This window comes from Rhodothermales bacterium, from assembly GCA_034439735.1.
In the GTDB taxonomy this organism is placed as follows: Bacteria; Bacteroidota; Rhodothermia; order Rhodothermales; family JAHQVL01; genus JAWKNW01.
Genome location: JAWXAX010000190.1, coordinates 18,333 through 36,570, shown reverse-complemented (window position 1 = coordinate 36,570; position 18,238 = coordinate 18,333). Strand labels below are relative to the sequence as shown.

General features: G+C 60.1%; 19 protein-coding genes. 17 read left to right on the top strand and 2 right to left on the bottom strand.

All coding sequences use genetic code 11. From position 1 onward, the window contains the following. The first annotated feature begins 150 nt into the window (after positions 1 to 150). The 16 genes from SH809_14465 to SH809_14390 all read left to right on the top strand — a co-directional run bounded on the left by SH809_14465 (position 151) and on the right by SH809_14390 (position 15,981). Positions 151 to 798, top strand: a complete 648-nt coding sequence (locus SH809_14465; GenBank protein MDZ4700909.1) for a cytochrome c3 family protein — start codon at positions 151 to 153, stop codon at positions 796 to 798. A 91-nt stretch (positions 799 to 889) separates the two neighbouring features. Further along, a complete protein-coding gene (locus SH809_14460) occupies positions 890 to 3,997 on the top strand; it encodes a TAT-variant-translocated molybdopterin oxidoreductase (protein ID MDZ4700908.1) in 3,108 nt (1,035 codons plus the stop codon). 61 nt (positions 3,998 to 4,058) lie between these two features. Further along, a complete protein-coding gene (gene nrfD, locus SH809_14455; GenBank protein ID MDZ4700907.1) occupies positions 4,059 to 5,501 on the top strand; it encodes an NrfD/PsrC family molybdoenzyme membrane anchor subunit in 1,443 nt (480 codons plus the stop codon). Between the two features lie 53 nt (positions 5,502 to 5,554). Next, a complete protein-coding gene (locus SH809_14450) occupies positions 5,555 to 6,208 on the top strand; it encodes a DUF3341 domain-containing protein (protein ID MDZ4700906.1) in 654 nt (217 codons plus the stop codon). A gap of 37 nt (positions 6,209 to 6,245) precedes the next feature. Further along, a complete protein-coding gene (locus SH809_14445; GenBank protein ID MDZ4700905.1) occupies positions 6,246 to 6,908 on the top strand; it encodes a cytochrome c in 663 nt (220 codons plus the stop codon). Between the two features lie 63 nt (positions 6,909 to 6,971). Then, the gene (locus SH809_14440; GenBank protein MDZ4700904.1) at positions 6,972 to 8,243 is read left to right on the top strand and encodes a hypothetical protein; all 1,272 of its coding nucleotides are present in this window, start codon (positions 6,972 to 6,974) and stop codon (positions 8,241 to 8,243) included. Between the two features lie 25 nt (positions 8,244 to 8,268). Next, positions 8,269 to 8,667, top strand: coding sequence for a hypothetical protein (locus SH809_14435; GenBank protein ID MDZ4700903.1), 399 nt, complete (start codon positions 8,269 to 8,271; stop codon positions 8,665 to 8,667). Positions 8,668 to 8,692: 25 nt separating this feature from the next. After that, the gene (locus SH809_14430; protein ID MDZ4700902.1) at positions 8,693 to 9,532 is read left to right on the top strand and encodes an SCO family protein; all 840 of its coding nucleotides are present in this window, start codon (positions 8,693 to 8,695) and stop codon (positions 9,530 to 9,532) included. Positions 9,533 to 9,542: 10 nt separating this feature from the next. Further along, entirely contained in the window at positions 9,543 to 10,484 is a 942-nt protein-coding gene (coxB, locus tag SH809_14425; GenBank protein MDZ4700901.1) for a cytochrome c oxidase subunit II, read from the top strand. Positions 10,485 to 10,523: 39 nt separating this feature from the next. After that, the gene (ctaD, locus tag SH809_14420; protein ID MDZ4700900.1) at positions 10,524 to 12,218 is read left to right on the top strand and encodes a cytochrome c oxidase subunit I; all 1,695 of its coding nucleotides are present in this window, start codon (positions 10,524 to 10,526) and stop codon (positions 12,216 to 12,218) included. A 107-nt stretch (positions 12,219 to 12,325) separates the two neighbouring features. Continuing rightward, complete coding sequence (locus SH809_14415) at positions 12,326 to 12,979, top strand: cytochrome c oxidase subunit 3 family protein (GenBank protein MDZ4700899.1); 654 nt, start codon at positions 12,326 to 12,328, stop codon at positions 12,977 to 12,979. Between the two features lie 63 nt (positions 12,980 to 13,042). Then, positions 13,043 to 13,435, top strand: a complete 393-nt coding sequence (locus SH809_14410; GenBank protein MDZ4700898.1) for a cytochrome C oxidase subunit IV family protein — start codon at positions 13,043 to 13,045, stop codon at positions 13,433 to 13,435. A 232-nt stretch (positions 13,436 to 13,667) separates the two neighbouring features. Beyond that, positions 13,668 to 13,979 carry a hypothetical protein gene (locus tag SH809_14405; GenBank protein MDZ4700897.1) on the top strand — a complete coding sequence of 104 codons (312 nt, stop codon included), beginning with the start codon at positions 13,668 to 13,670 and terminating at the stop codon, positions 13,977 to 13,979. A gap of 154 nt (positions 13,980 to 14,133) precedes the next feature. After that, the gene (locus SH809_14400) at positions 14,134 to 14,364 is read left to right on the top strand and encodes a copper-binding protein (GenBank protein ID MDZ4700896.1); all 231 of its coding nucleotides are present in this window, start codon (positions 14,134 to 14,136) and stop codon (positions 14,362 to 14,364) included. Positions 14,365 to 14,484: 120 nt separating this feature from the next. Beyond that, positions 14,485 to 15,420: a COX15/CtaA family protein gene (locus SH809_14395; GenBank protein ID MDZ4700895.1), complete on the top strand. Its 936-nt coding sequence runs from the start codon at positions 14,485 to 14,487 to the stop codon at positions 15,418 to 15,420. A gap of 51 nt (positions 15,421 to 15,471) precedes the next feature. Then, positions 15,472 to 15,981, top strand: a complete 510-nt coding sequence (locus SH809_14390) for a plastocyanin/azurin family copper-binding protein (GenBank protein MDZ4700894.1) — start codon at positions 15,472 to 15,474, stop codon at positions 15,979 to 15,981. A 38-nt stretch (positions 15,982 to 16,019) separates the two neighbouring features. Here the strand turns inward: SH809_14390 and SH809_14385 are convergent, their stop codons facing one another. Further along, positions 16,020 to 16,982, bottom strand: a complete 963-nt coding sequence (locus SH809_14385) for a chemotaxis protein (protein ID MDZ4700893.1) — start codon at positions 16,980 to 16,982, stop codon at positions 16,020 to 16,022. Between the two features lie 104 nt (positions 16,983 to 17,086). On the opposite strand from SH809_14385, the gene SH809_14380 reads away from it, so the two are divergent. Beyond that, positions 17,087 to 17,623, top strand: a complete 537-nt coding sequence (locus SH809_14380) for a DUF420 domain-containing protein (protein ID MDZ4700892.1) — start codon at positions 17,087 to 17,089, stop codon at positions 17,621 to 17,623. 9 nt (positions 17,624 to 17,632) lie between these two features. On the opposite strand, the gene SH809_14375 is transcribed toward SH809_14380, so the two are convergent. After that, complete coding sequence (locus SH809_14375; GenBank protein ID MDZ4700891.1) at positions 17,633 to 18,232, bottom strand: 5'-methylthioadenosine nucleosidase; 600 nt, start codon at positions 18,230 to 18,232, stop codon at positions 17,633 to 17,635. Between the last annotated feature and the right edge of the window lie 6 nt (positions 18,233 to 18,238).

Genomic DNA, 18,238 nt, shown 5'->3' with positions numbered 1-18,238 from the left:
AATTCAATCGAAACAGGGTAAAATATCCATTCGATTAGGCTAAATTCGCAGCCACTAATTTTCTGAAGGTGCGCAACGAGCCTAGGGATCCCCTCGCGCGCACCGACAGGGATTTCATAACCCGTGTCATGAACTGAGCGTCGATTTCGAATGCCGCAGTCCTTCTCTAAGGGGGCCAACTCGTTGCCGGCCCTATCCCTTCTCGGAGCCCTCGTCAGTGGTGTTCTTCTCATAGGGCTCGTGTGGTACTACTTTTCACCCGAGTTCATCGACGTGGGGCACGCACCGGTGCAACCGGTTCCGTACAGCCACCGGCTACATGCGGGGCAGCTCGGGCTCGATTGCCGCTATTGCCATACCAACGTCGAGGTGTCGCCCATCGCCAATGTGCCGGACACGCAGACGTGTATGAACTGCCACGCGCAGATCAAGCCGGAGTCGACGAAGCTGCTGCCCGTGCGGGAAAGCTGGGCGTCGGGCGAGCCGTTGGAGTGGGTAAAGGTAAACTACATGGCGGAGTATGTGCAGTTCAGCCATGCCGTTCACGTGAACCAGGGCGTGGGCTGCGAGACGTGCCACGGTCGGGTCGACCAGATGGAGGTGGTAGCTCAGGTGGAACCGCTCTCGATGGGGTGGTGCCTCGAGTGCCACCGTCAGCCCGAGCTGTACCTCCGCCCGAAGGAAGAAGTCACGACGATGGGATATGTGCACCCGTCGGATTTTGTGCAGCGCAACCTGGATCGGGTTGCCAACGAAGGGATCACGCCTCCCACCAACTGTTCGGCCTGCCATTATTGATCGGCCCCATGGGGCCGTGTTGTACGTTCGGGTATCTGCCCGACGTTCGGCTGAGAACTCCGGCGCATATTGTCTGAAACGATAGCCAGTTATGATCGAACTACCCGTGATTGACGCCGCCTCGTCGGCAGAGGGAGACCAGAAGCAGCACTTTTGGCGCAGCCTGCAGCACCTGCGGCAGGATCCACAGTTTAAGCGCCTCGGGAATGAGGAGTTCATGCCGGGCGCGAGTGATTCCCCCGGCGGCAGCTCCCGGCGTCAGTTCCTACAACTGATGGGTGCTTCGGTGGCGCTGGCCGGGTTGACGGGGTGTCGCCGGCCGGTTGAACTTACACTGCCCTATGCGCGGAAGCCTGAGGAGATCATCCCCGGGATTCCGCTTTTTTACGCGACGGCGATGCCGTTCCGCGGCGTGGTGTCGGGCCTGCTGGTGCAGAGCTTCGAAGGCCGGCCGACCAAGGTTGAAGGTAATCCCGAACATCCGGTCAGCCAGGGCGCGTCCGGTCTGTTCGAGCAGGCGTCAGTCCTGAATCTGTACGATCCGGACCGCTCCAAGCACGTGCTGCGCGACGGGAACGAAGCCACCTGGTCGGACTTTGTCGCGTTCTGCCAGGGCTTCCTCGCCCAGGCCGGTACTCGCAAAGTGGCGGTGTTATGCGAGCAGACCTCGTCGCCAACGGTGAACGCGCTCCGCGGCCGGCTCGCGCAGGTGTACCCGCAGCTTCGCTGGGTGACCTACGCCGCCGAAGGGGACGACCCGGCCCGCATGGGCATGCAAGAAGCGTTCGGGATGGCGCTGCGCCCGTCCTACCGTTTTGAATCGGCGGAAGTGATCGTCAGCCTCGACGCCGATTTCCTGAGTCCCGCCGAACGCAACTTCGTCGCAAATACGCGCGGATTTGCCGCCAGCCGGCGCATGACCTCCGCGCAGGACGACATCAGCCGGCTCTACGTCGTCGAAAGCACCTATTCGGTCACCGGCGGCACGGCGGACAACCGGCTCCGCCTGCGCTCCAGTCAGATCCCCGCGTTTGCCGCCGCCCTGGCGGTGCGCCTCGGGGTTGAGGGCGTCCAGGGGGTGGGCGCAGAATTTATCGACCACCCGTACGTCCAGGCCATCGAGCGCGATCTGCTCCGCGCCGGCTCGAACGGGGTGGTGCTCGCCGGCGAAACCCAGCCGGCCTCGGTCCACGCGCTGTGCATGGCCATCAACAAGCGGCTCAGCAGCATCGGCAATACGGTCTTTCTGTACGAGACGAACGAAGAAGTCAAGCCCGCGCAGGCTGAACAGCTCCAACAGCTGGTGTTCGACATGAGCAACGGCTCGGTCGATGCGCTGCTCATGATCGGTGTGAACCCGGTGTACGACATGCCGGGTGAGATCGATTTCGCCGGCGCCCTCGCGCGGGTACCGACGACGATCCACCTCGGCTTCCATCAGGACGAGACGGCTGTCGCCAGCGGTTGGCACATCCCGCTCGCGCACTACCTGGAAGCCTGGGGCGACGGACGCGCCTACGACGGCACCCTCTCGGTCATCCAGCCGCTCATCGCCCCGCTGCACGACGGAAAGTCGGACATAGAAGTGCTCCACACGTTCGCCACGGGCCTCGACGTGTCGGGTTACGACCTCGTTCGCGAGCAGTGGCGGACGGTGCTCGAAGGCGATATCGAGGCGGCCTGGAAAAAGGTGATACACGACGGCTTCCTCCCGAACAGTGGCTTCGCCATCGTAGACCCGGCCCTTCGCCCCGTCGCGGGCGCCAGCCCGTATACGGTCAGCGGCGATGAAATCGAAGTGGTCATTCGGCTCGACAACAAGGTGCTCGATGGCAGCTTCTCGAACAACGCCTGGTGCCAGGAACTACCCGATCCGGCCTCTAAGGTGGTGTGGGATAACGTGGCCCTGATGAGCCCGGCCACGGCGGAACGCCTCGGCCTCGAAGTGCCCTACGATAAAGGCATGCACTACGCCGACGTGGTCGAGATCACGGCCGGTGGCGGTGTCGTGCAGTTGCCGATCTGGATCCTTCCCGGCCATGCGGACGACTCGGTTACCGTGACGCTAGGCTACGGTCGCCAGATCGTTTCACATCGTGCGGAGCGGATCACGAACTTCTTCGATACAGACGATAAGACCGACATCTACGGCAAGGGGGCGGTCGCTACGGGCGTGGGCGCCAACGTCGCCACGCTCCGCACCCCGGGCGCCATGCGCATCGCGACGGGTGCAACGGTGAGCAAAGTGTCGAGCGGTTACCTGGTGGCCACCACGCAGGATCACGGCTACATGGAAGGCCGGCCGTTTTACCGCATGGCCACCGTCGACACGTATCGCGAAGACCCCGGTTTCGCGGCAGACGCCATCAAGACCTTGCCGGGCGGCGAGCCCTGGGCGGATTATCCCGCCCTGTGGCAGGAGCGCCACCCGACGACCGAGCCGGCGCTGAAGGACAACCCGTACCATGTCTACCAGTGGGGAATGGTGATCGACCTCAACACGTGCACCGGCTGTAACGCCTGCGTGGTCGCTTGCCAGTCGGAAAACAACATCCAGGTTGTCGGAAAAGACCAGGTGAGCCGGGGCCGCGAATTGAGCTGGATCCGAATGGACCGCTACTTCGTGAGCGAGGAGGGCCAGGAGGCAAACCCGAAGATGGTCATGCAGCCTGTGTTGTGCATGCACTGCGAAAACGCCCCGTGTGAGGCCGTCTGTCCGGTGGCCGCGACGGTCCATTCGCCGGATGGCACGAACCAGATGATCTACAACCGGTGCATCGGCACGCGCTACTGCGCGAACAACTGCCCGTACAAGGTGCGCCGGTTCAACTTCTACAACTGGGCGAAGACACTGCCGCTCGAAGTACACATGGTGCAGAACCCCAACGTGACGGTCCGCTCGCGCGGCGTCATGGAGAAATGTTCGTTCTGTATCCAGCGCGTGCGTCAGGCGAACATCCGCACCAGCCTCGAGAATCGCGCGATACAGGATGGCGAGGTGAAGACGGCCTGCCAGCAGGCATGCCCCGCCGGCGCCATCGTGTTCGGCAATATCAACGATCCGAATAGCGACGTGTCGAAGGCGCGCCAGGACAACCGGCGCTACGAGATGCTTGCCGAACTCAGCACGAAGCCCCGGACTTCCTACCTGGGGCGCGTGATGAATCCCAATCCAGAACTTGAGGCCGCCACGGCCTGATCCGAAAGGATCGGCCCGATCGGTTGACCCGCTACCCAGCGCATTAGCAACAGAACGTATCGTGAGCAAACCAGCAACGACACACGGAGAAGGGGTCCACCTTGATCCCCCGCTTATCACCGGAAACCTTTCGTTTCACGACATCACCACCATGGTGTCGCTGCATACGGAGAAGAAGACGCCGCTGGCGTGGTACGCCGCCTTCGGCTTTGCGAGCAGCATCGCGGGGCTGCTGCTAATCATGATCGCCTACCTCGTCTGGAACGGCACCGGCGTCTGGGGCCTCAATAACCCGGTCGGCTGGGGGTGGGCTATCGTCAACTTCGTGTTCTGGGTGGGTATCGGCCACGCCGGCACGCTGATTTCGGCGATCCTCTTTCTCTTTCGGCAGAAATGGCGGACGTCGATCAACCGCGCCGCGGAAGCCATGACGCTCTTCGCCGTCATCTGCGCGCTCGTCTTCCCGGGTATTCACGTCGGCCGTATCTGGGCCGCGTACTGGATGCTTCCCATTCCGAATCAGATGGACATGTGGCCGCAGTTCAAGAGCCCGCTGCTCTGGGACGTGTTTGCGGTTTCCAGCTACTTCCTCGTGTCGCTCGTGTTCTGGTATGTAGGTCTCATTCCGGACCTCGCCACCCTGCGCGACCGCACCCGGAAGGTGTGGCGGCATAAGGTGCTCTCGTTCTTCTCGATGGGCTGGACGGGTGCGAACCGGCACTGGCGCAACTACGAAAAGACGTACCTGATCCTGGCAGCGCTCGCCACCCCGCTGGTGCTTTCGGTGCACTCGGTCGTGTCGTTCGACTTCGCCGTATCGGTCGTCCCGGGCTGGCACACCACCATCTTCCCGCCGTACTTCGTCGCCGGCGCTATCTTCTCCGGCTTCGCCATGGTGGTGACCCTGATGGTCATCTCGCGGAAGGTGTATGGCATCGAGAACCTCATCACGATCGCGCACCTGGAAAAGATGAACATCATCATCCTGGTGACGGGCACGATGGTCGGTTTTGCCTACATCACCGAGTTCTTCATCGCCTGGTATTCGGGCAGCCAGTACGAATTCTACGCCTTCCTCAACCGCGCGACGGGGCCGTACGCCTGGGCGTACTGGACCATGATGTCCTGTAACCTGCTCTTCCCGCAGTTCTTCTGGATCAAGAAGCTTCGCCGGAGCATCCCGTTTATGTTCGTGACGTCGATCATCGTCAACATCGGGATGTGGTTCGAGCGCTTCGTGATCACCGTTATCTCCCTGCATCGGGATTACATGCCCAGCGCGTGGGATTATTACTCGCCGACCTTTGTCGACGTCTTTACGTTTGTAGGCACGTTCGGCCTCTTTCTAACGCTTTTCCTCCTCTTCTTGCGCTGGGTGCCGATGGTGGCCATTGCCGAGGTGAAGGGCGTCATGCCCGAGGCGGATCCTCACTATTATGACGAGCATCACGGCGACGGCCACTCCGGCCACGCTGCCCACCAGGTGAAGCCCGGCGGACATTAAGCCGGCGCGGCCCATCTGGACAACGGTTTTGACGACACGCGATCTCTCGAGCCATGTTTAAAAATCTCATCCGCTCCTCGAAAACCTCGATGGGCATCTTCGACAGCAATGCCGACGGTGTCTACGGCCTGCTCGCCGAGTTTTCGAACCCGAGCACGCTGCTCCACGCCGCCGCCGATACACACCAGGCCGGCTACTCGGATTACGATGCCCACAGCCCGTTTCCTGTCCACGGCATGGATAAGGCGATGGGGCTGGGTAATTCGAATATCGGGTATGTGGTCATCCTTGGCGGAGCAACCGGCCTCGCGCTGGCCACCTGGCTCCAGTGGTGGACATCGCAGATCGACTACCCGATCAACATCAGCGGCAAGCCCTTTTTTGCCGTCGAGCCTTCCATCCCGGTGATGTTCGAGTTGACGATCCTGTTTTCGGCCTTTGCGGCGGTGGCCGCGATGTTTGCCTTCAACGGCCTCCCTCGTCCTTACAATCCGCTCTTTTATTCGGAGGCCTTTACCCGTGTGACGGACGACGGCTTTTTTCTCCATATCGCGGCTTCGGATGCGCAGTTTGATCTGGAGAAGACCACGGAATTCCTGAAGCGCATCGGTGCGATGAGCGTCGAGGTTATCCACGATCACGGTGTTGCCGACATGGGCATCGCCCCCGCCCCGGCCGCCGCCGATACCCACGCGGCAACCCACTGACGTTCCGAGTTATTCACGATCCGATCGATCGATACTGATGAAGCGCATACCGATGAAGCGAATCCCGTTAAAGCGAATAGTGGCGACATACGGACTACTGGCCAGCCTCCTGGTGCTGACGGGATGCCGCGGAACGGAGTCCAGCAAGCCTCCGATCCACATCAACCCGAACATGGACCGCCAGGAGAAATTTATCGGCCAACAGGAGAACCGATTCTTTGAGAACCGGATGGCCATGCGGCCGCCCGTTCCCGGAACGGTGGCGCGCGGATTCCTTCGAGAAGACAGCCGGTTTTATTTCGGCCGCGAAGCGAGTGGCGCGCTGGTGGCCGCCATGCCGCTTCCGGCCACGGCGGACCTGCTGTCCCGTGGTCAGAATCGGTACGACATCTACTGCGCCGTGTGCCACGGCCAGGCCGGCGACGGCAAGGGCATCATCATGGTGGGCAACGGTGGGGCCGGCTACGGCTACGTGCCGGCGCCGGATTTCCATGTGGACCGCCTGCGCACGATCGAAGACGGCTATATCTACGATGTGATCACGAACGGCATCCGAAACATGCCGCCGTATGCGCCGCAGATTCCCGTGGCCGATCGGTGGGCCATCGTCGCCTATGTCCGCGCGCTCCAGCGCAGCCAGAACGCGCCGGCGACCGATGTGCCGCAGAGCGAGCTGAGCCGGCTACAAACCGGCGGCTGAACCCCTTCACGGATTCGACTTCCTAGCGAGCGCGGGCGTAGGCCCGCCGCATACTGAGTTTCCATGGCTGAGATCAAATCTAATTCGCCCCTGACCTGGCTGGCCGACCCCTTTCGGCCCACCGGCGCGGATACCGACGCGACCTATCGCTTCTCCGGCGGGTCGGCGTGGTGGCTCGCGCCACTCGCGATCGGCATCGTGTTGCTGGTCATCACCGCCATCGGCGGCGCGGCGGACCGGCAGCAGTTCTTCTTTTCGTACCTGATCGGCTGGGTGTTCTGCCTGACGATCGCCCTCGGCGCGCTCTTTTTCGTGCTTATCCAGCACCTCACGAGGTCCGCCTGGAGCGTGGTCGTCCGCCGTATCCCGGAAGCGCTCATGTGGACCTTCCCACTGCTCGCGATCCTCGCGTTCCCGGTGATTTACGGGATGCATGACCTCTACCACTGGACGCACCACGAGCTGTTCGATCCCACCAATCCGGCCTACGACCGTGTCATCGCCGGCAAAGAGGCGTACCTGAACGTTCCCTTCTTCCTCCTCCGTCTGCTGTTTTATTTCGCCGTCTGGACCCTCGTCACCTACCGGCTCTACAGCCTATCTCTGCGTCAGGACGTCACCGGCGATCCGGCGATTCCTGCAATGCAGCGCAAAACGAGCGCCTGGGGGCTCCCGCTCTTTGCCATAACGACCGCCTTTGCCGGGTTCGACCTGCTGATGTCGCTGGATCCGCACTGGTTCTCCACTATGTTCGGCGTGTATTTCTTCGCTGGCTGCTTCGTGAGCGCCCTGGCCCTCATCACATTTACCTCGCTCCTGGTGCAGGGCCCCGGCGGGATGCTGCCCGGCGTCGTCACCCTGGAGCACTATCAGGACCTGGGCAAGCTGCTGTTCGGCTTTACCGTTTTCTGGACCTACATCGCGTTCAGCCAGTACATGCTCATCTGGTACGGTAACCTCCCCGAGGAAACCGTCTGGTTCCGGCATCGCCTGGAGCATGGGTGGGAGTACCATAGCGCGGCCCTCCTCGCCATGCACTTCATCATCCCGTTCATCGTGCTGATTTCGCGCGGCGCCAAGCGGTCGCCGGCCGTGCTGGGGTTCATGACTGTCTGGATGCTCGTGATGCACTGGTTCGATCTGCACTGGATCGTCATGCCGGTGCTCGATATCGCCCGTGGCGGTCATGCCGGCTTCCACTGGCTCGACTTCACCAGTTGGCTCGGCCTCTTCGGGGTGTTTTTCGGGGTGTTCATGTACCGCCTCAGCCGGCACAGCCTGGTGCCCGTGAACGACCCGAATCTGCAGAAGTCGCTCCGCTTTACAAACTCGTAATCGTCACTTTGCCAGGTACAACGCAGTGAATCCTACCTCTCCTACGACGCACGACGCGCACGACCACCACGGCGGCCCGACCGATATCGAGAACGAGGGCATCAATGCCAGCTTTGTCTTCGGCATCATGCTCGGCACGATCGTCATCGTGATCATGCTGGTCGCGGTGGGCTTCACCGTCACGAGCGTGAAAAGCCTGGAAATCCGGAACGTGGCTACCGCCGCCATCCAGTATCCAGAATTACGTAGTCTTCGCGCTGATGCCGCGAGCCGGCTTTCGCACTACGCCACCGTGGACGCGGGAAGCGGGGTCTACCAGATCCCCATTCAGGAGGCCATGAAGGCGATCGCAAACGAAGCTTACGCGAAGGGCATGCAAGCGGCCCATTCGTCGGAACCCCGACTCGCGCAACCGATTAAGTAACAAGCAGAACGGACACCGAAGCGGCATGCCGCGAGCCCTATCCCTCATATCGCTCCTCGTCCTACTGGCCCTACATGCGGGTGCCGGCGCAGGGAGGGTGTACGCCCAGAAATCAGGCGAACTCCCGGCGGTGTTTGATGGGGTCGGGCTGGATCAACGCCTCGGCGCCGCTATTCCCGATACGCTGGTTTTTTATAACGAAGCCGGCGAGCCGGTGACGCTGGGGAGTTATTTCACGACCGGAAAACCGGTGCTGCTCTCTTTTGTATACCACACATGTGAGATGGTGTGCAGTATCCTGCTGACGGGCCTGACAGGCACCCTGGGCCAGATGGATTGGACACCCGGGGTGGAGTTCGAGGTGCTGTCGATCAGCTTCTCGGCTCAGGATACGCCCGCAGATGCGGCGCGCCAGAAGGCGCACTACCTCGCTATGCTCGGGAAACCCGAGGCCGGCGCGGGCTGGCACTTTTTGACAGGGAGCGAGGCCTCCATCCTCGCCCTGGCGAATGCGGTCGGCTTTCGGTTTAAGTGGATCGAGGAGATCCAGCAGTATGCCCATCCGGCGGCCCTCACGTTCTTGACGGCGGATGGCCGGATTTCCCGGTATATTCAGGGACTCAGCTTCGAACCTCGTGCGGTACGGCTGGCCCTGCTCGAAGCCTCGAACGGTACGATCGGCACACCGATCGACCAGATCATTCTCTACTGCCTCAAGTACGATCCGGATGCCAATTCGTACGTCTTGCAGGCCTCCAATGTAATGAAGCTCGGAGGAGGGCTGACCGTGCTGGCGCTCGGTCTGGCGCTGACTCTGTTCTGGCGACGTGAGCGAATGCGGCTGGCCGCGGCGGCTCTCCATTAACACCAATACCATGGAACCTAAAGGAACCCTCTGGCTGCCACCGGCAGAATCGACGCTGGCGCCCGAGATCGACAGTCTTTTTTATTTCGTCTACTGGATCAGCGTGATCATCTTCGCGCTGGTGGTGCTCGCCATGTTAATCTTCGTGGTGAAGTATCGCCGGCGCAAGGCCGACGAGATGCCGCCGCATGTCGAGGAAAATAAGCTCATGGAGCTCTCCTGGATCGTAGTGCCGACCATCCTCTGCCTCATCGTCTTCACCTGGGGCTTCCAATCGTTCCTGCGACTTAGTACCGCGCCTCCGGATTCGTACGAAATCACGGTGCGCGCCAAGAAGTGGCTGTGGGAGTTCGAATACCCGAACGGCACCCGCGCCACCAACGAACTGCGCGTGCCGGTCGGTCGGAATGTCCGCCTCGTGATGAGCAGTGAAGATGTGCTCCACAGCTTTTTCGTGCCGGCCTTCCGCGTCAAACACGATGTGCTGCCCAACCGGTACACAGCGGTCTGGTTCAACGCAACCACCGAAGGGGAGAAGCATATCTTCTGTACGGAATATTGCGGCACGCAGCACTCCGGCATGTTAGCCAAGGTGATCGTGTTGCCGCAGGAAGAGTTTACCGAATGGGTCGAGTCTGGAGGTGGGAATTTCGACGAGATGCCCCTGCCAGAATACGGCGCGACGCTGTATCAGCAGCAGGCGTGTTTCACGTGCCACTCGATCGACGGCACCCAGGTCATCGCACCTTCGTTTAAAGGTCTCTACGGCTCTCAGCGGACGTTTGAAGATGGGTCGACGGCAACGGCCGACGACAACTACATCCGCGAATCGATTCTGAATCCGATGGCGCATATCGTCCAGGGATTCTCGCCGATCATGCCGGCCAGCTACAGCAGCCTGGACGAACGTCAGGTGTCGGCCCTGATCGAATTTATTGAGCTGCAGCAGTAACGCCCCGCCTCCCCGAATGCGTTAATACACCCTACGAACATGAGTCATTCTGCCTCGTCGGCGCACAGCGCTGAAGCCACGGCAACCCATCAGGGGTCGGAGAACTACCTCAACCACGTCAAGACGGTGTGGTCGTGGATGTCTACGATCGACCACAAGCGGATCGGCGTGATGTATATGATCACGCTCTCGATCATGTTCTTCATCGGCGGCATACTCGCCCTGCTCGTACGTCTCGAGTTGATGACGCAGGGGCAGACGATCATGGGGCCGGATGCCTATAACCAGGTCTTCTCGATGCACGGCATCGTGATGGTCTTCCTGTTCCTGGTGCCCTCGATTCCGGCCATCTTCGGCAACTTCATCCTGCCGATGCACCTGGGCGCGATCGACGTGGCGTTCCCACGGCTAAACCTGGCGAGTTATTATGTGTACCTCGCCGGCGGAGTGTTAGTCCTGCTGGGTCTGTTCGCCGGCAGCGTGGATTCGGGATGGACGTTTTACGCGCCCTATTCGACCACGACGAACTCTTCGGTCCTATTCCTGACGATGGCGGTCTTTGTAGCCGGCTTCTCGTCAATCTTCACCGGTATCAACTTTGTCGTGACGATCCACAAGATGCGCGCCCCGGGCCTCACCTGGAATCGGCTGTCCCTCTTTTCGTGGAGCATCTACGCCACCAGCATCGTGCAGGTGCTGGCGACCCCCGTGATCGGCATCACGATGATCCTCCTGTTCGCCGAACGCTTCCTGCAGATCGGCATCTTCGACCCGCTCCTCGGCGGCGATCCGGTGCTCTACCAGCATTTCTTCTGGTTTTACTCCCACCCGGCCGTTTACATCATGATTCTGCCGGCGTTCGGGGTGATCTCGGAGCTTATCGCGCCGTTCTCGCGCCGGGCCATCAGCGGCTACAAGTTCGTCGCGCTGTCATCCGTGGCCATCGCGTTCCTGGGCTTCCTCGTCTGGGGCCACCACATGTTTGTCTCAGGACAGTCCGCCGTCTCGTCCATCGTTTTCTCCCTGATCACCTATCTCATCGGGATTCCTACAGGTGTCAAGGTGTGTAACTGGGTGGCCACGATGTACAAGGGCTCGATCTGGCTCATGACGCCCATGTTGTATGCGCTGAGCTTTCTCTTTCTGTTTACCATCGGTGGGCTTACAGGCATCATGCTGGGTGTGCTGGCGATCGACGTACACTTGCACGATACGTACTTCGTGGTCAGCCACTTCCACTACGTAATGATGGGCGGCACCGTGATTGCCGCCCTGGGCGGGTTACACTACTGGTGGCCCAAGATCACGGGCAAGATGTACCACGAAGCCTCGGCCCGCATCGCGGCGCTGTTGATCTTCTTCGGATTCAACCTGACGTTTTTCCCGCAGCTGATCCTCGGCAGCCAGGGCATGCCGCGCCGGTATTACGATTATGTGCCGGAATTCGCGAACCTCCACCTGGCCTCGACGATCGGCTCCTGGGTGCTCGCGCTCGGGTTGTTCACTGTGCTGGGATGCCTCATCCATTCGCTGAGGCGCGGTCAACGCGCGCCGGCCAATCCGTGGGGCGCCGCCACGCTCGAGTGGACCAACGCCACGTCGCCGCCCGTCGCGCACAACTTCAGCGCGCAGCCGATCGTGACGCACGGACCGTACGACTTCGAAGTACTCCGCGACTCCTTCGCCGGTGATGGCGCGAACCAGGCCGAGCCTGAACCTCGGATCCGCCACTGATCCTCGACTACCGTTTCAATACACCCTTTTGGGAAACCGCGCCGCTTCGGCGACGCACTCCAACCAACAGCTGACGTATGGCAACGACTTCAACCGTAACATCCTCCATGGGTAGCGGACACGCGGAGCCGGCGCATCCCTCGCACCTGCAACACCACTTCGTGACGTCCGAACAGCAATTTGACGCTGCGAAGATGGGCATGTGGCTCTTCCTCGTTACGGAAATCCTGCTTTTCAGCGGTATGTTCGTGGCCTACACGGTCTACCGCGTATGGCACCCGGAAGTGTTTCAGGCCGCCAGCAAGCTGCTGGACTGGCGCCTCGGCGGCTTTAACACGCTCGTCCTGCTGGCGTCTTCGCTTACGGTCGCCATGGCCATCCACTTTGCACAGAAGGACAACCGGAAGATGCTGATCACCAACCTGGTGATCACGGTGCTGCTCGCCGGCGTCTTCATGGTCGTCAAGTATTTCGAGTATACATCCAAGTTCGAACACGGTATCTTCCCGGGGGCGCATTACGCCAGCCACGACCTCGAAATGCTGTATGCTCCGCAGTTCTTCAGCATCTACTTCATCATGACCGGCATCCACGGCGTACACGTGCTCGTCGGGATGTTCTTGATGAGCTGGCTGGTCTTTCGCGCCATGCGCGGCCACTTTTCGAGCAGCTGGTACACCCCGGTCGAACTCACCGGTCTGTACTGGCACATCGTCGACATCATCTGGATATTCCTCTTCCCGTTGATGTATCTCATCTAGCGCGCGCATAAACGCACACCCACTGTTGTATCAGGACACGCTTCCAGATTTCTTCCAGGCACTATGGCACACGCACACGCAGCGAATCACGGACACCACATCATCCCGCTCAAACTGCTGCTCTCCGTATTCGGCGGGCTGGTGTTCCTGACTATCTTTACCGTGTTGACGGCCGAATTCGTTGATCTCGGGCCGTTTAACATTGTCCTCGCTATCGTGATTGCCATCATGAAGGCGGGTCTGGTCGTCACGTTCTTCATGGGGCTGAAGTGGGACAACCGGGTGAATGCCCTCATCTTCGCCGTAGGCTGCATCTTTGTCATCGTGTTCCTCACCTTCACCATATTCGACACCGCCTTCCGCGGCGATATCGGGAATGTGGGTAAACAGACGATCGAAGAAGAACGACGTGCGCTGGAAGGCGTGGATGAGGCCGCGCCGCCGGCGGCTCACTAAGCTCCTCTAGCGCTATTTTGAATGATGATTCCGGGCGGTGCGGCTTTTGTCGCACCGCCTATTTTGTATCGGAACCTCGAGCAAAGCGCGTTGTCAGATAGGCTGTTCCTCCTCCTGTTGGCTTTTCTGTCCGCACCTCGTCAGGGTTTTTGCAGCACCCCTTGAAAGAGTGCCGGGAAGCAACTACAATCCAGTGAGATAATCAGATTGGTTTCCGGCCCCTCTGTGCTCCATGCTGACTGTTTTTGCACTATTCGCCATCATCGCTGTTCCGATTCTGTTTTTCATGCTCACCTGGGTCGTGGTGACAGCATGCCGGATCTTTTTTCCTGAAAAGCCGCTTCTGGTCGATCGTGATGCCGCCTTATTCCGCCGGCACGCCACCCAGGAGGGCGCCAGCATCCCCGTCGGGATCCGGGAAATACGGGAGGACCAGCGTTACCTCAGCCATGATGCGCCGCAGTCGACCTATCACTTCGCGCACGGCGACTCGGAAGGGCTTCCGCTCTGCTGGTTCGAAGACCTCCACGGCCGCCGGAATTGACGCGCCTTGCCCCGCGCGGGCTCCCTTTTTCTCCCCGTTCCGTGTGCTGACGCCCCTCCGCTCCTCCACTTTCCGTCTCATGGTTGCCGGTAGCCTCATGCTGATATCGGGCGCTTCTTGCGGCCCTTCCGCTGATTCGCAAGATGCTTCGGCCGTGAAGACTTATACGGGTATCGGTGTCGTCGAGCGCATCACCCCGTCACGCCAGTTCGTCCAGATTGATCACGAAGACATCCCGGGGTTCATGGACGCAATGTCCATGCATTTTGCGGTGATGGACACGTCCCTGCTCACCGGCATTGGCATGGCCGATTCCGTGGTTTTCGACGTTCGCGTGGCGTTGGATGGCGTCGCGATCGTCCGGGTCGACCGGCTCCCGGGGTAACGCCTTCAAGGGCTTTTAACGGAACTGCCTCTTCCCGGTCTCGTTGTTGGAAGCAGGATTAACTACGGGGCTCTCGAATCTATTCAGCCCGCCTTCCGATTTGCACCCTCTGTGCTTCACATGCCCGATCAGGCCACGCTTCTCTCTCCCGATCTGCGCCGGCGGCGACGCTTCACCCTTGTTACCCTGGGCTGCACGATTGTTCTTCTTTCCTGGGGAGCGGTCGTGACCAGCATTGATGCCGGCCTGGCCGTGCCCGACTGGCCCACTTCGTTTGATTCTTACGACCCCATCAACCCGATGCCCCAGTGGTATGCCATTCCGCCGGTACTGGCCGAACATGGCCATCGGTTGCTCGGGATGCTCGTGGGCTTTTGTACGATCGTACTGGCGGGGTGGACCTGGTACGCAGATCCACGGCGCTGGATGAAGTATCTGGGGATGATAGCCCTTGTCCTCGTCATCGTACAGGGGACACTCGGTGGTTTTCGCGTCCTATGGCAGTCGCTTAACCTGGCGGTGATCCACGCCTGCGTGGCGCAGCTATACTTCTCACTGTTAGCGGCCATGTGGGTGTTTACGACCCCAACGTGGTTAAACAGGGAGGGGCTTGCGGAAGGAGAGGCGGGCGATGCGCTGCGTCGCTACTTCTGGCTACCGGTTAGCGCATTGTATGGACAGGTCGTGTTGGGCGCGGTCCTGAGACATGTCGGGCAGGGAGTGGATGTGGCCCTGGCGATGATTCACATGACCGGGGCGTTTCTGGTGTTCGGCATCCTCCTCATGGCCATCCGGTGGGTGCGCCTGTCGTCCACACGGGGCACACTGGTGCACCATGTGTCGGGTGTCATGGCCGTTTTATTAGTAGCGCAGATCGGTTTAGGGTTTGTTGCGTATGCGGTGCTGCTTCAAGAAGCGGGCATCGGACGCAGCGGCCTACAAGTGTTACTGAATACCACTCACATGGTTGTGGGCGCCAGCCTGATGGCGGCCACCGTTATGTTAACGATACTGGGAGTACGAAAACCACTCCCTGAACAACACCTGAGAGAGTAGGCGTTCGATCTACGACGCCGTCATTCGGGCATCAAGACAAGGAAAACGATTATGAAACGATATACCGTACCCGTACTGGTTACCCTGCTCGCGCTCGGCGCTTGCACCACGGAACCGAATTCCCAGGTTGCCTCGGCGCCTTCCGATGAACAGGATACGATGCGTGCCGTATCCGTTCGCGAGGAAGCGGTTCAGGAGATTATCATCGAACCGGTGGGTGACGAGATGAAGTTCGCCACGACCGAGTTCACGGTGAAGGCCGGCACGACAGTCAAGCTGACCATGAAAAACACGGCCAAGAGCCCGGCGATGCAGCACAATGTCGTGGTGCTGAAACCAGCATCGGACATCAATGCTGTGGGCATGGCCGGCATGCAAGCTGGCGCGGCCAAGCAGTATGTGCCAGAGAGCGACGCCGTTCTGTTCGCGACGGCCATCGCTATGCCGGGTGAGACCAAATCGGTCGAATTCACGGCCCCGCCGGCCGGGGACTACCCGTTTATCTGCACCTTCCCCGGGCACTTCGCCCTGATGAAAGGCGTGATGCACTCGGTCGAGTAGTTGGTTCTGGTCGACATCTTACTCGAGCCCCGGTTCGCCTACGCGAGCTGGGGCTCTACTTTTTTACCCGTCAGCAGCGATCGCGAACAATCCAGCAACCGGGTGATCTGAGGCTTGGCCAGCTGCGCGTCCGCCCCGACGTGTTCGCCGTGGTGGAGGTTGTCATCACTGATCATCGAAGAGAAGATCACGACCGGTATCCGCTTGAGAATCTCATGGGTTTTGATGTTCTTGGTCAACGTGTACCCATCCATCCGCGGCATCTCGATGTCGGTGATGACCAGATTGACGATATCGGATAACGCGTCGCCCTCGCTGACGCGCCTGGCGTACGACTGGAGTAGTTCCCACGCCTCCTGCCCATCGTTGAGCGAGATGATCTGGAAACCGACCGAGTTGAGTTCGTTATGAATGAGCTTGCGGATGATGGCGGAGTCCTCCACGGTCATGACACGGTGCTTGACGCCAAAGTCCGCGGGCACATTCGAGGTGTTGACAAACGCGAACTTCGGATGGATCTCGGCGAGGATGCGTTCGATATCGATCATCATGATCGTGCGGTTGTCGATCATGAGGATACCCACGATCGAGTCGCAGTTGGGGGCGACACCTTTAAGCGATTCTGGTGGCGTAAATGCCTGCCAGCTCAAGCGGTGGATGCGCTTGACGGAGTCGATGACGAGGCCCAGGCGTGTCCCGTTGAACTCACTGACGATCAAGTGCTCTGCCTTTGAGATTCTTGCCTGGCCGTACAGGAAATAACCTAGATCAATTACCGGGATGATTCGATCGCGCAAATGGGTGATCCCGCACACGCCAGGGGGCATCTGGGGGAGGCGCGTCAATGTCGGCATGGGAATGATCTCCCTAACCTTGGCAACATTGAGGGCGAGCGATTGGATGACCTCCTCGCCTTCGTCGGTGACATGTCCCAGAGCAAATTCGATGATCTCGAATTCGTTGGTACCTGGCTTCAGTATATTGGATAGTGCGGCCGACATGGGATCCCCGGGGTTTGTTCTCGACACGATAAACCTGGATCATCGGCTTTTTCTCGCAAACGCTTAACGCAACTGTATCCGTCTCGCCCGAAGTGGTCATCCGTATGTTTGAATCCAGCAGAGCCGGCGACGGCGCCATCCGTACAATCCTGTTGGCCAGTGCCGCGGCCAGTGGGTTTCTCATCTGGTTGATCTACTTCAACGAGCCGGCGGCGGGCGAGGCGGTCGATGTGTCGTTTTTACCCGCTGTGAACGCGCTCCTAAATTCGCTGAGCGCATTGTGCCTCCTGATCGGCTACGTGTTCATTCGTCGCCGCAATATCCAGATGCACCGCCGGTTTATGCTAGGCGCATTTGTCTTCTCCGGGCTGTTCCTCGTCAGTTACCTCATTTACCACTACCACCACGGCGATACGCCGTTTACGGGTGTGGGCTTTATCCGGCCGGTCTATTTCAGTATTTTGATCAGCCACATCGCCTTGTCGATCGCGGTGCTCCCCCTCGCGCTGATTACCCTGTTTTTTGCGCTCAAGGGGCGTTTCGACCGACATCCTCGTATCGCCAGGATAACCCTGCCGCTCTGGCTGTACGTGTCGGTTACTGGCGTGCTGGTATTCGTTCTACTGCGTGTCTATTCCTGAATGGGCGGCTCAGGCGGTAGCATGGCGCATCAGGAAGTCTCCGATGGATTCGTGGGCCCGCTCGAGTGAGCGCTGGAAGTTCTCGTCTTGCCCGAAGAGATAGCCGGCGATGGCCTTAATGATAAAACAGGGTACCCCGTACGTGGCGGAAACGTAAGCGACGGCATAACCGGACATATCGCTCATCTGGGCGATGCGCTGCCAGTAGGTGCGCTCTTTTTCGTCCTGAGGAGTGTGATCCTGGGTGACCAGCGTCCCCTGCTTCATCGAGGGGTCAAACACGTCCAGCGGCATCCGAGGGTAGGTGGGGGCGGACAATTCGATCCGATCGCCCTCAAACACCTGATCCGCTGCGACCAACTCGCCCAGGGCAAGGCTTGTGGTCAGGGCGGTACAGGTGCCGGCGTGGATGAGCCGGCGGACACGGTGGCCCCGCAGCAGCTGGTCCGTGCGAAGGGCGGCTTTGATTTTGCCCAGGCCGGTGATGGTGACCACCAGTGCGTCGTCTCGCACGATCTCTCCTTCCTCAAGGCCATCGAAGCGTCCCCGTTCGTACTTCTTGAGGAACGGGCGAGCCTCCTGCTCCGTGGCAAAGACAATAGCATTCATCGAACA

What these genes read in the sequence shown, in the direction of transcription:
- SH809_14465 (MDZ4700909.1), top strand. Translation starts at nt 151, where the DNA reads ATGCCGCAGTCCTTCTCTAAGGGGGCCAACTCGTTGCCGGCCCTATCC.
- SH809_14460 (MDZ4700908.1), top strand. Translation starts at nt 890, where the DNA reads ATGATCGAACTACCCGTGATTGACGCCGCCTCGTCGGCAGAGGGAGAC.
- SH809_14450 (MDZ4700906.1), top strand. Translation starts at nt 5,555, where the DNA reads ATGTTTAAAAATCTCATCCGCTCCTCGAAAACCTCGATGGGCATCTTC.
- SH809_14445 (MDZ4700905.1), top strand. Translation starts at nt 6,246, where the DNA reads ATGAAGCGCATACCGATGAAGCGAATCCCGTTAAAGCGAATAGTGGCG.
- SH809_14440 (MDZ4700904.1), top strand. Translation starts at nt 6,972, where the DNA reads ATGGCTGAGATCAAATCTAATTCGCCCCTGACCTGGCTGGCCGACCCC.
- SH809_14430 (MDZ4700902.1), top strand. Translation starts at nt 8,693, where the DNA reads ATGCCGCGAGCCCTATCCCTCATATCGCTCCTCGTCCTACTGGCCCTA.
- coxB (MDZ4700901.1), top strand. Translation starts at nt 9,543, where the DNA reads ATGGAACCTAAAGGAACCCTCTGGCTGCCACCGGCAGAATCGACGCTG.
- ctaD (MDZ4700900.1), top strand. Translation starts at nt 10,524, where the DNA reads ATGAGTCATTCTGCCTCGTCGGCGCACAGCGCTGAAGCCACGGCAACC.
- SH809_14415 (MDZ4700899.1), top strand. Translation starts at nt 12,326, where the DNA reads ATGGGTAGCGGACACGCGGAGCCGGCGCATCCCTCGCACCTGCAACAC.
- SH809_14410 (MDZ4700898.1), top strand. Translation starts at nt 13,043, where the DNA reads ATGGCACACGCACACGCAGCGAATCACGGACACCACATCATCCCGCTC.
- SH809_14405 (MDZ4700897.1), top strand. Translation starts at nt 13,668, where the DNA reads ATGCTGACTGTTTTTGCACTATTCGCCATCATCGCTGTTCCGATTCTG.
- SH809_14395 (MDZ4700895.1), top strand. Translation starts at nt 14,485, where the DNA reads ATGCCCGATCAGGCCACGCTTCTCTCTCCCGATCTGCGCCGGCGGCGA.
- SH809_14390 (MDZ4700894.1), top strand. Translation starts at nt 15,472, where the DNA reads ATGAAACGATATACCGTACCCGTACTGGTTACCCTGCTCGCGCTCGGC.
- SH809_14385 (MDZ4700893.1), bottom strand. Translation starts at nt 16,982, where the DNA reads ATGTCGGCCGCACTATCCAATATACTGAAGCCAGGTACCAACGAATTC.
- SH809_14380 (MDZ4700892.1), top strand. Translation starts at nt 17,087, where the DNA reads ATGTTTGAATCCAGCAGAGCCGGCGACGGCGCCATCCGTACAATCCTG.
- SH809_14375 (MDZ4700891.1), bottom strand. Translation starts at nt 18,232, where the DNA reads ATGAATGCTATTGTCTTTGCCACGGAGCAGGAGGCTCGCCCGTTCCTC.